The sequence below is a fragment of the Sphingomonas sp. Leaf38 genome, assembly GCF_001421825.1.
Classification (GTDB): domain Bacteria; phylum Pseudomonadota; class Alphaproteobacteria; order Sphingomonadales; family Sphingomonadaceae; genus Sphingomonas.
Genome location: NZ_LMLD01000011.1, coordinates 1040704 through 1055430, shown reverse-complemented (window position 1 = coordinate 1055430; position 14727 = coordinate 1040704). Strand labels below are relative to the sequence as shown.

Genomic DNA, 14727 nt, shown 5'->3' with positions numbered 1-14727 from the left:
CCCTGTCGTCCGAGGACCCGCCGATCTTCCCCTTTCCCGATTTCGCCCAGCACCAGACGCTCTATGGCGCGATCGCCGTCGCGGTCCTCGTGCTAATCGTCGCGCAGCGGATTCCGGTCATTCGCACGCTGGTGAATGGTGCGATCACGCTCGCCCTCGTCGCGCTGCTGTTCGTCGCGATCGGCCAGCGGAGCCAGTTCGATCCCTATCTGGGCAAGATCACGAAGCTGCTCCGGATCGACGACCAGCAGGTCGTCGGCGGCGAAGTGCGGATCCGGATGTCGTCCGACGGGCATTTCTGGGCGCGTGCGCGGATCGATGGGGTCGAGCGCCGGTTGCTGATCGACAGCGGCGCGACGATCACCGCGCTGTCGACGAAGACCGCGGAAGCGGCCGGGATCGATGCGCGGCCGAGCGTCGTGCCGATCGTCCTGCAGACCGCCAATGGCGCGATTGCCGCGCAGTCGGGCAAGATCGGCGAACTGAAACTCGGCGCGATCGTCGCGCGTGATCTGCAGGTGGTGGTGTCGCCTGCGTTCGGGGACACCAGCGTGCTGGGGATGAACTTCCTGTCGCGCCTCGCCTCGTGGCGGGTCGAGGAGAATGTGCTGATCCTGGTGCCGCATCATCCGCAGAAGGTGGACGCGTAACGCTTCCGACCATACCACCCCGGCGAAGGCCGGGGCCCAATTGGGCAGGTCCTGATAACGAAGCGCCGACCTTCGTTGGCACCGTTCCCCAATTGGGCCCCGGCCTTCGCCGGGGTGGGCGCATCGTTGACGCTTTCTCTAACGCTCCAGTTCCCCCGCGAACGCGGGGGCCCAGGAATCAAGCAGTGCGGCGCTCCGTTACCCTGGACGCCCGCCTTCGCGGGAGAACGGAGAGGTTGGGAGTAAAGACGTTACGGCGCCACCGACTCCCCAAGCGCGCTCTTCAGCACCTCGTTCACCACGGCCGGGTTGGCCTTTCCCCCCATCGCCTTCATCGTCTGCCCGACGAAGAACCCGAACAGCTTGTCCTTGCCGCCACGGTAATCGGCGACCTTGTCAGCATTCGCGGCCATTACCTCGGCGATGACCTTCTCGATCTCACCCGTATCGCTGGTCTGCTTGAGCCCACGATCCTCCACGACCTTCGCGGCGCCGTCGCCGGTCTCGAGCATCACCTCGAACACCTGCTTGGCAAGGCTCCCCGACAGCGTACCGTCCGCGATCAGCCCGAGGAGTTCCGCCGCCTGCGCCGGCGACACCGGCGAGTTGGCGATGTCCTTGCCCGTCCGGTTGAGCGCGCCGAACAGCTCCGACGTCGTCCAGTTCGCCGCCGCCGCCGGCTTCACGCCCGCGTCGAGCAACGCATCGAACCAGCGCGCCGCCTCGACCTCGGCGGTCAGCACCGTTGCCTGATAGGCGGTGATCCCGAGCGCCTCATACCGCGCCCGCTTCGCGTCGGGCAGTTCGGGCAGCGACGCACGGCATTCCTCGAGGAACGCGTCGTCGAGCACGAGCGGCAACAGGTCCGGATCGGGGAAGTAGCGGTAATCATGCGCATCTTCCTTCGACCGCATCGAGCGCGTCTCGTTGCGATCGGGATCGTAGAGCCGCGTCTCCTGCTGGATCTTGCCGCCGGCCTCGAGCACCTCGACCTGGCGCCTGGCCTCCTGCTCGACCACCGCCATCACGAAGCGCACCGAATTGACGTTCTTCGTCTCGGTCCGCGTGCCAAGCTCGTCGCCCACCTTGCGCACGCTGACATTGACGTCGGCGCGCATCGAGCCCTCTTCCATGTTGCCATCGCACGATCCGACATAGCGCAGGATCGACCGCAACTTGCGAAGATAGGCTCCCGTTTCCGCGGGCGATGCGAGATCGGGCTTCGACACGATCTCCATCAGCGCGACGCCCGAGCGGTTGAGATCGACATAGGACTGGGTCGGATGCTGGTCGTGCATTAGCTTGCCCGCATCCTGCTCGACATGGATGCGCTCGACGCCGATCCGCTTGCCGGCCGCGTCTGGGTTCTTCTCGTCGAGGCTGATGTCGATCGCGCCTTCGCCGACGATTGGATGATAGAGCTGGCTGATCTGATAGCCCTGCGGCAGATCGGCGTAGAAATAATTCTTCCGGTCGAACCGCGACCATTTGTTGATCTGCGCCTCGATCGCCATGCCGGTGCGCACCGCCTGGCGGATGCATTCGCGGTTCGGCACCGGCAGCATGCCGGGCATCGCCGCGTCGACGAGGCTGACCTGCGTGTTGGGCTCGGCACCGAACGCGGTCGCTGCGCCCGAGAACAGCTTGGCGTTCGACGTCACCTGCGCATGGACTTCGAGGCCGATCACGACCTCCCACTCGCCCGTTTCGCCCTGGATACGATAATCGCTCATGTTACCACCAAGCCTCTGGCCGCGCCGTAAATCCTGCCCGCTGTTCGATCGCGAGCCCTGCGTTCAGAACGCCTTGTTCGTCGAGCGGCTTGCCGATGATCTGCAAGCCCAGCGGCAGCCCCTGCTTGTCGAGACCACCCGGCACCGACATCGCGGGCAGACCCGCTAGCGACGACGGCACAGTGAAGACGTCGTTCAGGTACATCGCGATCGGATCAGCCGACTTCTCGCCGAGCGCGAACGCCGCCGAGGGTGCGGTCGGCGTGAGCAGCACGTCGCACGTCTCCCATGCCTTTTCGAAATCGCGCGCGATCAGCGTCCGCACTTTCTGCGCCTGCGTATAGTAAGCGTCGTAGAAGCCGGCCGACAGCACATAGGTGCCGATCATGATGCGGCGCTTCACCTCAGGACCGAAGCCGTCGGCGCGCGTCGCGGCGTACATGTCCTGCAAGCCCGAGCCCGCAGGCAGGTCGCGGATGCCGTAGCGCACGCCGTCATAGCGCGCGAGGTTCGACGACGCCTCGGCGGGTGCGATGATGTAATAAGCGGGCAGCGCGTATTTGGTGTGCGGGAGCGAGACCTCGACGATCGTCGCGCCGGCATCCTTCAGCCAGTCGATGCCCTTCTGCCAGAGCGCCTCGATCTCCTCAGGCATGCCGTCGACGCGATATTCCTTAGGAATACCGACGCGCAGACCGTTGAGATTGGCCGACAAACCCGCTTCCCATTTCGGCACGTCGAGCTGGAGCGAGGTGCCATCCTTCGCATCGAACCCGGCCATCGCCTCGAGCAGGATCGCGCAGTCGCGCACGTCGCGCGCCATCGGCCCGGCCTGGTCGAGCGACGAGGCAAACGCGATCGTCCCCCAGCGCGAGCAACGGCCATAGGTCGGCTTGATGCCGCTGATGCCGGTAAAGGCGGCGGGCTGGCGGATCGAGCCGCCGGTGTCGGTGCCGGTCGCGCCGGGGCACAGCCGCGCGGCGACCGCCGACGACGAACCGCCCGACGAACCGCCGGGTGCGAGCGCGGCGTTACCCCCCACTCCATTGGCGTCGTTGCGCTTCCAGGGGCTGATAACGTTGCCGAACGCGGAGGTCTCGTTCGACGACCCCATCGCGAACTGGTCCATGTTCAGCTTGCCGAGCATCCCCGCGCCCGCATCCCACAGATTCTGCGAGACGGTCGACTCATAGGTCGGCGTGAAGCCCTCGAGGATATGGCTCGCCGCGGTCGTCGTGACGCCCTTGGTGCAGAACAGGTCCTTCATGCCGATCGGTACGCCCGCCAGCGGCTTGAGCGTCTCGCCGGCGGCGCGGGCGGTATCGGCCGCGGTGGCGGCGGCGATCGCATGCTCGGGCGTCTCGACCAGGAACGCGTTGAGCGCCTTGGCCTGGCTCACCTTGACGATGAACGCATCGGCGACGTCGCGCGCCGTGAAGCTGCCGTCGCGCACGCCGTCGCGGATGCCGGCGATGCCGAGATCGGTAAGGTCGGTCATTATTCGATCACCTTGGGCACGGCGAAGAAGCCGTGTTCAGCTACGGGCGCGTTGGCCAGAACCTGCTCGCGGATATTGCCGCCGGTCAGCGGATCGGCGTTGACGACGTCGTCGCGCAGCCTGAGCGTGTTGGGGATGACAGCGGTCATCGGCTCGACCCCGGTCGTATCGACCTCGCCCAGCATCTCGATCCAGCCAAGGATGTTTCCGAGTTCCGGCGCCATGCGGGCGGCGTCCTCGTCGGTGATCGCGATGCGCGCAAGGCTCGCGATCCGCTTCACGGTTGCAGTATCTACGGACATGCCGCTCGGCTAGCACCGCGTGGCGCGAAGGCGCAATATGTTTCCCGTGCGAGATCTAATCCTCCCCCGCCAGGCGGAGGTGGCGCCGAAGGCGACGGAGGGGGCGGACACGCAACAGGCGTTTCCCTTTCCTCCCCCTCCGTCAGGCTACCGCCTGCCACCTCCCCCTGCCGGGGGAGGATTGATCGCCCTTCTAGTTCCCCCGCGGAGGCGGGGGCCCAGGATTACAGGCGGTATCGTTCGAGACCCTGGGCCCCCGCCTCCGCGGGGGAACCGCTTAGTTCAAACAACCGCGCCCGTTGCAACCGCCCCCGGCTTGCGGCACGGGAGCCACACCGCCTGCACGGAAGGTCCCGCTTGGCCCGCAAATTCCTCTATTTCGTTGCGACGATGATCGTTCTCGCGATCGCTGCGCTGCTCGCCTACCGCCTGTTCGGGACCGACATGATACGCATGGCGATGGTCCCACGCGCGCGTTTCGAGGCGCAGCGCGAGGCCCCGCGCAACATCTATGCGCGCAAGATCCTGTGGCTCGCGCGCCCTGACAAGCCCGGCAACCCCGCGCTCTGGACGCCCCCAGGCTTTACGCCCGCGCAGCGCGGCACGGGCGCCGCGATCTTCTTCATCCACCCGACATCGTACATCAACCGCGACCATTGGAACGCGCCGATCGACGATCCGGAGACCAACGCACGCGCCGAACTCTTCCTGCGCGGCCAGGCGAGCGCGTTCAACGAAGCCGGCGACATCTGGGCGCCGCGCTATCGCCAGGCGACGTTCGGCGCGTTCCTGACTAGCGCCACCGAGAGCGAACGTGCGCTCGCGCTCGCCTATGGCGACGTGTCGGCGGCGTTCGACCGCTTCCTCAAAGAGGTCGGCCCGACCCGCCCGATCATCCTCGCCGGCCACAGCCAGGGCGGCGCGCACCTCACCCGGCTGCTGCGCGACCGGATCGCGACCGACCCGACACTCCGTGCGCGGATCGTCGCGGCCTATGTCGTCGGCTGGCCCGTTTCACGCACCACCGACCTGCCGCGCATGGGCCTGCCCGAATGCCGCGCCGCCGACCAGACCGGCTGCATGCTGTCCTGGGAGAGTTTCGCCGAGCCCGCCGATCCGTCGCTGATCGTCGATGCCTATGACGCGACGATCGGGTTCGACGGCCGGCCGCGCAAGGGCACGCCGATCGTCTGCACCAACCCGCTGACCGGCACCGCCGACGCGGCCGCGCCCGCGACCGCCAACCTCGGGACATTGGTCCCCGCCGCGGATCTCGCGACCGCGACGATGGCGGTCGGCAGCGTGCCCGCGCGCTGCGCCGACCGCGGCTTCCTGCTGATCGGCGACGGGCCGAACCTCGGGCCGTACGTGCTGCCGGGCAACAACTACCACGTCTACGACTATAGCCTGTTCTGGGCGAACGTCCGCGCCGACGCCAACCGCCGCCTGAAGGCCTTCGCGCAATGATCACGCTTTCCGCAGCCCAGTTCCGCGACGCGCTGCCCGATGGCGGCCGGCTGATCGGCCTCGACGTCGGCACCAAGACGATCGGCACCGCTTTGTGCGACGCGGGCTGGTCGTTCGCGAGCCCCGCGCTGCTGATCCGCCGCACGAAATTCCAGAAGGACAAGGCCGCGCTCGCCGAGATCATCACCGCGCAGAAGGTCGTCGGCCTCGTCATCGGCCTGCCAATCAACCTCGACGGCAGCGAAAGCCCACGCTCGCAATCGACGCGAGCCTTTGCGCAGAACCTCAAGGACATGGGGTTGCCGATCCTGCTCCAGGACGAGCGCTGGTCGACCGTCGCGGTCACCCGCACGCTGATCGAACAGGACGCCAGCCGCGCCAAGCGCGCCGAACTCGTCGACAAGATGGCCGCCGCTTACATCCTCCAGGGCGCGATCGATGCGCTGGTGACCGCGCAGATATAGCGCGCCGTTAACCGTCCCTTGGCGGATCCCGTGCGATGGCGCGCGCATGCCGATAGCGACCGACCAGGATAGGCCGATGCCGTGGTGGGCCACGCGCCGCTACCTCGCGCTGGTCAGCGTGCTGCTCGCCATTCCGCTATCGGGGCCGGCGATCCCGCCCCTGACCGACATTTTCGGCCATCTGGCGCGCTATACGATCGTCGCGCGGATCGACGCTTCGGCCTATCTCCACCAGTGGTTCGCGACGCACGGGCACCTGTCGGGCAATTCGGGCGTCGACCTGATCGCCGCCTGGTTCGGTCCCATAGTCGGCATCATCCCCGTCACGAAGTTGGCCCTGATCGCGACGGCGGTGCTGACCGGCGGCGGCATGCTGCTCACTGCACGCGCGGCGCATGGCCGGCTGCCACCGACCGCGCCGTTCGCGCTGCCGCTCACATTCGGCATGCCGTTTCAGTATGGCTTCCTCAACTACAGTCTGTCGGTCGCGCTCGTGTTTCCCGCGATCGCGTTGTGGTTGCGCTTGCGTCGCGGCGCCGTTCGCGCTGCCGTCTTCATACCCGTCGGTCTGGTGATCTGGGTCACGCATCTCGCCGGCTGGGGACTGCTCGGCCTCGTCCTCTTCGCGATCGAGCTGGCGACCGCGCGACGCGATGGCGCCCCCTGGTGGCGCGCCGTCATCGCCTGCCTGCCGCTCGTCGCGCCGGTCGCGATTCTGCTGCTCCCGTCTGGCGGATCGTCGACGATCGGCGTCTCGCACTGGTTCGACGGATCGCTGAAGCTGTTCTTCATCGTCGCCGTGCTCCGCGATCAAAACGCCGTTTTCGACATCGCGAGCGCCGCGCTGCTGGTGGCGCTCGTCATGTTCGGTATTCGCGGGATGGACTTCCGCATGGAGCCGCGCCTGGCTTGCGCGGCGGCGGCGGTGTTTGCGGCGTTCCTCGTCATGCCGGGCATGATCATGGGCTCCGCGCTCGCCGACATGCGCGTGCTGCCCTACGCACTGGCCCTGGCGATCCTGGCGCTATCCCCAACATCCACGGCACAGCGTGACCTCACGCTGCTGGCGATCGCCGCGCTGGCGTTTCTCGGACTGCGGCTGGCGGTACAGACGATCGGCTGGTCGCGTACCGCCGCGCTGCAACGGGAACAACTCGCCGCGCTCGACCATATTCCGCAGGGTAGCCGCGTGTTCGTGCTCGTCACTTTGCCCTGCGAAACGGCATGGCGCAGTCACCGGATGGATCATATCGGTCTGATGGCGATCGTCCGCCGTGAGGCGTTCGTCAACGGCGTGTGGGACATGCCGTCGTCGCAACTGACGGTGCACCGACCCGACGCGACCGGCTTCGTCTACGCCGGTAGCCAGACGCTGTTCCCCGCGGGGTGCCGGTACGACGCGCAGTACGACCTCGCACACGCGCTCGCGACGCTGCCGAGGGCGGCATTCGACCTTGTCTGGGTGGTCGACACGCCGCGCACCGCCTGGCCGAAGGACCGCGGCCTCCGCCGGATATGGTCCGGCGATCGCGGCGTGCTGTACCGGATACCGCACACGCCGATCTGAGCCTTGCCCCCCGCGTCCGCGACCACTATCCCGCGGCTCTAATGCGACCATCAGATCACCGCCCCGCCGCCCTCATCGAAGGCGGCGCCGTCTTCCCGCACCGGCATCTCACCGGTATCGACGGGCTCCAGCCGCACGAGATCGCGTTCCTGCTCGACGAGGCGGAAACCTGGGTCAGCGCGAACCGGACGCATGCGACTCCGGACAAGCGGCTGGCGGGACTTACCCAGATCAACGCGTTCTTCGAGAATTCGACCCGGACGTTGCTGTCGTTCGAGATCGCCGGCAAGCGGCTGGGCGCCGACGTCGTCAACATGCATGCGGCGCAGTCCAGCGTGAAGAAGGGCGAGACGCTGATCGACACTGCGATGACGCTGAACGCAATGCGCGCGGACGTGATCGTGATCCGCCACATGTCGTCGGGCGCGGTGCGTCTGATCGCGGACAAGGTCGATTGCCCGGTGCTCAACGCGGGCGATGGGCGCCACGAGCATCCCACCCAGGCACTGCTCGATGCGCTGACGATCCGGCGGCGCAAGGGCGCCATCGCGGGGCAGCGCGTCGTGATCTGCGGCGATCTGCTGCACAGCCGGGTCGCGCGATCAAACATCCTCGCGCTGACGGCACTGGCCGCCGAGGTGCGCGTCTGCGCGCCGTCGACGCTGATGCCGCCGATGATCGAGCGGATGGGGGTCACCGCGTTCACCGATTTCGACACGGCGCTGGAGGGGGCGGACGTGGTGATGATGCTGCGGTTGCAGAACGAGCGGATGGACGGGGCCTATGTCCCCTCCACGCGCGAATACCGGCTCCGCTACGGCCTGACGCTCGACCGGCTGGCAAAGGCGGCGCCCGATGCACTGGTAATGCACCCCGGACCGATGAACCGCGGCGTCGAGATCGACTCTGCGGTCGCCGACCATGCCCGCTCGGCGATCACCGAGCAGGTCGAGATGGGGGTTGCAGTCCGCATGGCGTGCCTCGACGTGCTGACGCGGAGAGCGCGCGGCGTGGAGGGCTGGGCATGATCCTCGCCCTCACCAACGCGACGCTCGCCTGCCCGGTCGGCGGCGTGACGACGGGCAATCTGCTGGTCCGCGACGGCGTGATCGTCGCGACCGGGATCGTCGATATTCCCCAGGAGGCCGACGTCGTCGATTGCGGCGGCAAGACCCTCGCACCCGGGATCGTCGATCTCGGCGTGGCGAAGGTCGATCGCGCGGCGTTCCGCGCGGGCGGGATCGTCCGGATCGGCCTGATGCCAGACCAGTCGCCGGTGCTCGACGATCCCGGCATCGTCCAGCGCGCCGCGCTGATCGGCAAGCCCGACCTCTGGATCCATCCGATCGCGGCGGCCACGCGCGGGCTCGCCGGCCATGACCTTGCCGAAATGGCGATCTGCCTGTCGGCGGGAGCGAAGGCGGTCGGCACCGGTCGGCACTGGATCGCCGACAGCGGCGTGATGCGGCGCGTGCTGGCGTATGCGCGCGATCTCGACGTGACGGTAATCACGCATGCCGAGGACGGCGGGCTGACCGCCGGCGCGGTCGCGACCGAGGGCGAAACGGCGACGCGGCTCGGCCTGCCCGCCGCGCCCGCGATGGCCGAAGCGCTGGCGATCGCGCGCGACCTGATGCTCGCCGAGGATACCGGCGCGCGACTCCACATCCGCCAGGTCACGACGGCTGCGGGTTTCGACCTGGTCCGCGCGGCCAAGCGGCGCGGCGTCGCCGTGACGTGCGGGATCACGCCCGCGCATCTGCACCTGTCCGAGATTGCGGTCAGCGATTTCCGCTCGTTTGCGCTGCTCTCGCCGCCGCTGCGTGCGGAAAGCGATCGGCGTGCGGCGCTGGCAGCGATCGCCGACGGAACGATCGACGTGCTATGCTCGGGGCATGAGCCGCGCGGCCCCGAGGAGAAGCGGCTGCCGTTCACCGACGCGACCAGCGGCATGGCGGGCGCGGAAACGCTGCTGCCGCTCGCGCTGATGCTGGTGCGCGACGCGCATCTGACGCTGGAGCGGCTGTTCGCGCTGCTCGCCCGCAATCCGGCGCGGGTGCTTGGGCTCGATACGGGAACGCTCGAAGCGGGCAAACCTGGCGATCTGATGCTGTTCGATGGCCATGCGCCGTGGCAGATCGTCGGCGAGGCGTTCAAGGCCGACGCGGGGAATACGCCGTTCGACGGGCTTCCGGTGCAGGGGCGGGTGCTGCGATTGTGGAAAGGTGGGCGCGAGGTTCGGTAAATTCCAGACCACGCGCGCGCGTACCGCCGGCGAACGACGGGGCTCGGCGAACACCGGCGGCACTACGTAGCGTCCTGCCCGCTCAGTGACATGCCCATGCGGGCCCGGCCATCGCCGGGGTGCAAATCATCCGACGGACGGAACGGCAAGCCCCTACCGCGACGCCAGTTGCATCCCCGGCTTGCGGAGCCATTGCGCCATGGCATCGCCTGCGCCGATCCGGACGAAGCACGCCCCGCCCTTGGCGCGGTATTGGCGGCACATCGCATCCGCGGTGGACCGGCTGAACCCGCCGACCGACAGGCGGTAGAAATCCTCGCCATCCGCTTTGAAGGTCATGCCATTGGGGTTATAGCCCGCGAGCACCGCGAACCGCTTGGCCGCACGCCCCCACGCATCGCGCGCGACCCCCGCGTTTTCGAACGCACCAAGTTGCACATACCAATGCCCGCTTGCCGGCGCCTTTACCTGATAGGCGGCGGTCGCCATGCCACGACCCGACGGGGCGGAAGCGGATGCGACCTTGATCGGGCCGCCAGCAGGTCGAAGCATCAACGCGGGTATCGCCTGGACGACCTCCTGCCGCGGACCGAACGAGACCTTGGAGACGCCCCCGACCGGCCCCGCGGTTGCGGCAACGGCGACCTCGACAGGCGGCTCTATTGTCACCGGGTCGACCACGGCGAGCGCCTGATCGAGCGAACCGGGGGTCGGCGCGGGCGCGTTCAGCGCCAACGCGACCGGCTGCCCCGCATCCGCCATCGCCCGCACGCCGAGCAGGCTTGCAACCTGATCCGACGCGTTGACCGGCTGCGCGAATTTCGCCCATTGCTCGAGCCGTGCGTCGACGTCGGCCGGCGCCATATCCGCCGCCGCAACCACGCGCGCCTCCTGCCAGCGGCCGGCAAGCGCAAAGCTCAGCGCAAGATTCTGCCGCACTTTCGCGGTCGTCTCGGACGACCGTGCGGTCTCGGTCAGCAGCGTGATCCCAGCCGCGGTATCGCCCGCGAGCGAGAGTGCCAGCCCACGATCGAGCGCCGGAATGATCGTCGTGTTCGCCGCCAGCGTCTGCCGGGCCGCCTGCCAGTCCCCGGTTGCGACCTGCGCCAACGCGAGGTTGAGCGCCGCCTTGCCGTTGGTCGGCGACAGTTGAAGCGTATCCGCAAACGCATGCGAGGCCGAGGCGAACCGTCCGCCTTGCAGATAGCTTTGGCCGAGCAGCATGCGATACTCCGCCGACTGCGGCATCAGCACCACCGCGCGCTCCGCAAAATTGATCGCAGTCGGACCATCACGCTTGCCGAGCGCCGTCTGCGCCCGGCCCGCATCCGCCGCCGCGCGCTTGGCGGCCAGCGCGCCGCTGCGGTCGCTCGCCGAGGCTATGCCCCCGCCCTTGGCCGCACAGCCGACCATGGTACCGCCTAGCAGGAGGGCGGAGATACCGCCGAGAAGAAGTGCGCGCGTGGTCATCAGGATAATCCCTGTTTCAACGTTTTGGCTTGGTCGACGGCAGCTGCGCAACGAGCGCATCCACCTCCGGCAGTGTCTGTAGAAAGGCATCGAGCGCGAGCGTGACGAGACGTTGCGACGACGATCCGGTGACCGCCCCCGCCAGCCGCAGCCGGAGGTGCCGATCGCTGTCGAGCCGCAAGGTAAATGCGGCCTTCGCGCCCTTGGTCTTGGCCAGTGTCTCGCGCCCGATCCGTGCTGCGGTGGCGTTCGACACGGCGGTAACCGCGACCGGACGCCCGATCTCGACCTGCAACGCCGCGCGCTCGACCAGCACCGACGGAACCTGCGCGCCCATGTCGTTCCAGCCGAGGTCATCGCTGGCGTCGTGTGCCGGCGCGCTCACGTCCTGCGGGCGCATCGCCGGACGCGCGGTGCCCTTGCGCGCGAGCAGCGACGAGGACAGCGAGGCGATTGGTTTGGGCTGTGCCATTTCAGCCGACACCCCGGCGGCCGAAACCCCCTGCGGCGGGCCGCTGCCCCGCTATGGTCGGCACGCTGAACACGGTGCGGCGGAAGTTCTTCTCGAGCCGGTCGCAGACATAGCGCCACAGCGCCTCGATCTCCGCGGTCGAGCGGCTCTTCGCGTCAAGCTCCATCACCGTGCGCCCGTCAATCATCGACGATGCGAAATCGGTACGCTGGTGGACGATGATCGGCGCCACCGTGCCGTGCTGCGACAGCGCCAGCGCGGCATCGGCGGTAATCCGCGCTTTCGGCGTGGCGGCGTTGACGACGAAGATCAGCGGCTTGCCGGCGCGCGCGCACATGTCGACGGTCGCTCCGACCGCGCGCAGGTCGTGCGGGCTCGGCCGAGTCGGCACGACGATGAGCTCGGCGACCTGGATCACGCTCTGGATCGCCATCGTGATCGCGGGCGGGGTGTCGATCATCGCCAGCTTGAAGCCCTGGAGGCGGAGGATCTCGAGATCGGCGGCCAGCCGCGCGACGGTGGTCTGTGCGAACGCCGGCTCCTCGGCGGCGCGCTCGTTCCACCAGTCGGACAGCGATCCCTGCGGATCGATGTCGATCAACACTACCGGACCATGGCCCGCACGCTCCGCCTGGACGGCGAGATGACCCGTCAAGGTCGTCTTCCCCGATCCCCCCTTCTGCGATGCGAACGCTAGAACGCGCATAAGTCCCGACCCCTGGTATCCGCGAGTAGCGTGCCACGCAGCGGTCTAAGAAGCGGTTAACGTCGTGTCATAATGGGTCGAACTCGAACGATCCTGGTAAGGAAAGTACCGGACGCGTGCGAAAGCCTTGCGCGCCCCTTTGCCTAATGCGGCGAACGGCGGCATGGTGGCGACGAGCGGATATGGGATTAGAGCGATGACGGTTGGGCGTAAGCTTCTGGTGGGTGCGATCGCTATGAGCGGGCTGCTGGCCGCCGCCCCCGCCTTTGCCGATGTGAAGGCCGGCGTCGATGCCTGGGCGAAGGGCGATTTCCCTCGCGCGGTCGCGGAATGGCGGCCGCTCGCGATCGCCGGCGATGCCGATGCGCAATTCAATCTGGCGCAGGCTTACAAGCTCGGCCGTGGCGTCCCGCTCGATCCCGCGCTGGCCGAAAGCTGGTTCCGCAAGGCGGCGTTGCAGGGGCACCTCCAGGCAGGTGACAATTACGGCCTCGCGCTGTTTCAGGCCAACAAGAAGTCGGATGCGCTGCCGTGGCTGGAGAAATCGGTCGCCCGCGGCGAACCGCGCGCGCAGCTCGTGCTGGGGACGATGCTGTTCAACGGCGACGGCGTGCCACGCGATTTCCCGCGTGCCTATGCGCTGATGACGCGCGCTTCCGCGTCGGGGCTGCAGTCGGCCTCGCAGACGCTGACGCAGATGGACCAGTATATCTCGCCCGCCGACCGCGAGAAGGGCACCGCACTGGCGCAACAATATGCGTTGCAGGCCAGGCCCGCTGCACCGTCGCGCGCAACCGTCGGTCAGCCTGCAGACGCGGCAGGCCAACGCGTGGCGACGCGGCCCGGTATCTCGGCCGGCGGCCAGGTCGAGATTCCGCCATCGCGGATCGCCGAGACGCCGCGCCCGACGCGGATGCCTCCGAGCTCGCTGCCCGCGCGCGTGCCCGGGCCGACCCGTGAGCCCATGCCGACGTCGCCCAGGCTCACGACAGCTAAGTCCGCACCGGCAAAAGCGGTCGCCGCAAAATCCACGCCGAAACCCGAGGCAAAGCCCGCCCCCGCAAGGCCGACCGGCAACTGGCGCGTCCAGCTCGGTGCATTCCGCGATCAGGGCAACGCCGAGACGCTGTGGAGCCGCGTCCGTGGCAAGCTCCGCGGCGCACAACCCTTCTATCCGAAGGCTGGCGGCGTTACGCGTCTCCAGGCCGGGGGCTTCGCCTCGAAGGCGGACGCCACGCGTGCGTGTTCGGCGGCAGGCGTGCCATGCGTGATCGTTGCGCCCTGACCTGATGCGTCGACACGCAGCGATACTGTGACAAGGATGCACGGATGGTCTTTTTAATCTTGGCTTTGGTGTCGGCGCCGGCAAACTGCACCGATTTCAGGCAGCAATGCCGCGCGTGCCCTACCAGGGGTAGCGACAAGGGCTGTTCGTCGATCGGCATAGCCTGCCAACCAACCCGTCGCGTGTGTGAACCCGCTACGCCGGCAAAAGCCATGGTGCGTCCGGAACGCGGCGTCGACAAACGATCGCGGTGAACGATGGTGCCTGCCGTCCGCCGGCATGCGGGCGGTAGCCTGGCAGGGATCAAATAGCACGACCGGTCGTTTCGTTTCGACATCGACCGGGAGCTAGATGAATGAATAAGACCTTGGCGCTGGCATTTGCCGGCGCAACGCTGTTGGCGGCGTGTTCGGGCGGACAGCCTGCAACCACCAACGACGCGATGGCCGACAACGGCGTCTCGTTGCGCAATCTTGCCGAGACCGAGGTCGCGGTCCCCAAGCCCGAGCAGTTGACGGTCAAGGGACGGCTGATTCCGACTCCGTCCGACCCAACCTCGCGCCATTTCCTGTTGCGCGAGCGCAAAGCGGCGAGCGGCACGATCATCGCGATCCTGCGCCAGGAGCATGACGGCAAGGTCGCCTATGCGCGGACCGAGACCGATTGCGCCAACCGCCTGTTCCACGTGCTCGGCGTCGGCCCGAACCGCGCGCTGGTCGAGACCAACATCGCGCATGACGGCCCGCTGCGCCCGATCAAGGGCCTGCCGCTGCGTGAGGAGCTGGCGACCTATGTGTGCGCGGCAAGCGGTACGCCGCTGGCCAAGGGGTAACCAGACTGCGGCCAAACCTGATCCTCCCCCGCCAGG

14 protein-coding genes are annotated in these 14727 nt (G+C 67.8%); 8 read left to right on the top strand and 6 right to left on the bottom strand.

The annotated features are described in order from the left end of the window. On the top strand, window positions 1-650 hold a 650-nt coding region (locus tag ASE88_RS12180; protein ID WP_414893723.1), incomplete at its 5' end, for a TIGR02281 family clan AA aspartic protease. 251 nt (window positions 651-901) lie between these two features. Here the strand turns inward: ASE88_RS12180 and gatB are convergent. Genes gatB through gatC form a run of 3 tightly spaced genes read right to left on the bottom strand, consistent with a single transcriptional unit; the run spans window position 902 to window position 4183 of the window. Continuing rightward, on the bottom strand, window positions 902-2383 hold the full coding sequence (gene gatB, locus ASE88_RS12175) for an Asp-tRNA(Asn)/Glu-tRNA(Gln) amidotransferase subunit GatB (RefSeq protein ID WP_056478300.1): 1482 nt from the start codon (window positions 2381-2383) through the stop codon (window positions 902-904). A gap of 1 nt (window position 2384) precedes the next feature. After that, window positions 2385-3881, bottom strand: coding sequence for an Asp-tRNA(Asn)/Glu-tRNA(Gln) amidotransferase subunit GatA (gene gatA, locus ASE88_RS12170; RefSeq protein ID WP_056478299.1), 1497 nt, complete (start codon window positions 3879-3881; stop codon window positions 2385-2387). After that, on the bottom strand, window positions 3881-4183 hold the full coding sequence (gene gatC, locus ASE88_RS12165; RefSeq protein WP_031396405.1) for an Asp-tRNA(Asn)/Glu-tRNA(Gln) amidotransferase subunit GatC: 303 nt from the start codon (window positions 4181-4183) through the stop codon (window positions 3881-3883). Before gatC ends, gatA begins: the two co-directional genes overlap by 1 nt. 357 nt (window positions 4184-4540) lie before the next feature. On the opposite strand from gatC, the gene ASE88_RS12160 reads away from it, so the two are divergent. From ASE88_RS12160 to ASE88_RS12140, 5 genes are read left to right on the top strand one after another with little or no spacing between them, the layout of a single operon-like run. Further along, window positions 4541-5650 (top strand): DUF3089 domain-containing protein, encoded by a 1110-nt coding sequence (locus ASE88_RS12160; RefSeq protein ID WP_056478298.1) that lies wholly within the window; start codon window positions 4541-4543, stop codon window positions 5648-5650. After that, window positions 5647-6114 carry a Holliday junction resolvase RuvX gene (gene ruvX / locus ASE88_RS12155; RefSeq protein WP_055872724.1) on the top strand — a complete coding sequence of 156 codons (468 nt, stop codon included), beginning with the start codon at window positions 5647-5649 and terminating at the stop codon, window positions 6112-6114. Before ASE88_RS12160 ends, ruvX begins: the two co-directional genes overlap by 4 nt. Before the next feature lie 46 nt (window positions 6115-6160). Further along, on the top strand, window positions 6161-7681 hold the full coding sequence (locus tag ASE88_RS12150; protein WP_056478297.1) for a hypothetical protein: 1521 nt from the start codon (window positions 6161-6163) through the stop codon (window positions 7679-7681). A gap of 41 nt (window positions 7682-7722) precedes the next feature. After that, window positions 7723-8709 carry an aspartate carbamoyltransferase catalytic subunit gene (locus ASE88_RS12145; protein WP_055872727.1) on the top strand — a complete coding sequence of 329 codons (987 nt, stop codon included), beginning with the start codon at window positions 7723-7725 and terminating at the stop codon, window positions 8707-8709. Beyond that, a complete protein-coding gene (locus ASE88_RS12140) occupies window positions 8706-9926 on the top strand; it encodes a dihydroorotase (protein ID WP_055872729.1) in 1221 nt (406 codons plus the stop codon). Before ASE88_RS12145 ends, ASE88_RS12140 begins: the two co-directional genes overlap by 4 nt. Before the next feature lie 153 nt (window positions 9927-10079). Here the strand turns inward: ASE88_RS12140 and ASE88_RS12135 are convergent, their stop codons facing one another. Genes ASE88_RS12135 through ASE88_RS12125 form a run of 3 tightly spaced genes read right to left on the bottom strand, consistent with a single transcriptional unit; the run spans window position 10080 to window position 12574 of the window. Beyond that, window positions 10080-11396 (bottom strand): SPOR domain-containing protein, encoded by a 1317-nt coding sequence (locus tag ASE88_RS12135; RefSeq protein ID WP_056478296.1) that lies wholly within the window; start codon window positions 11394-11396, stop codon window positions 10080-10082. A 16-nt stretch (window positions 11397-11412) separates the two neighbouring features. After that, entirely contained in the window at window positions 11413-11868 is a 456-nt protein-coding gene (locus ASE88_RS12130; RefSeq protein ID WP_056478295.1) for a hypothetical protein, read from the bottom strand. A 1-nt stretch (window position 11869) separates the two neighbouring features. Continuing rightward, on the bottom strand, window positions 11870-12574 hold the full coding sequence (locus tag ASE88_RS12125; protein WP_055872735.1) for a ParA family protein: 705 nt from the start codon (window positions 12572-12574) through the stop codon (window positions 11870-11872). Window positions 12575-12770: 196 nt separating this feature from the next. Between ASE88_RS12125 and ASE88_RS12120 the strand changes: the two genes are divergently transcribed. Both ASE88_RS12120 and ASE88_RS12115 read left to right on the top strand, forming a co-directional pair. Next, the gene (locus ASE88_RS12120; protein ID WP_056478294.1) at window positions 12771-13859 is read left to right on the top strand and encodes an SPOR domain-containing protein; all 1089 of its coding nucleotides are present in this window, start codon (window positions 12771-12773) and stop codon (window positions 13857-13859) included. A gap of 355 nt (window positions 13860-14214) precedes the next feature. Continuing rightward, complete coding sequence (locus ASE88_RS12115) at window positions 14215-14691, top strand: hypothetical protein (RefSeq protein WP_055872739.1); 477 nt, start codon at window positions 14215-14217, stop codon at window positions 14689-14691. The last annotated feature ends 36 nt before the right edge of the window (window positions 14692-14727 follow it).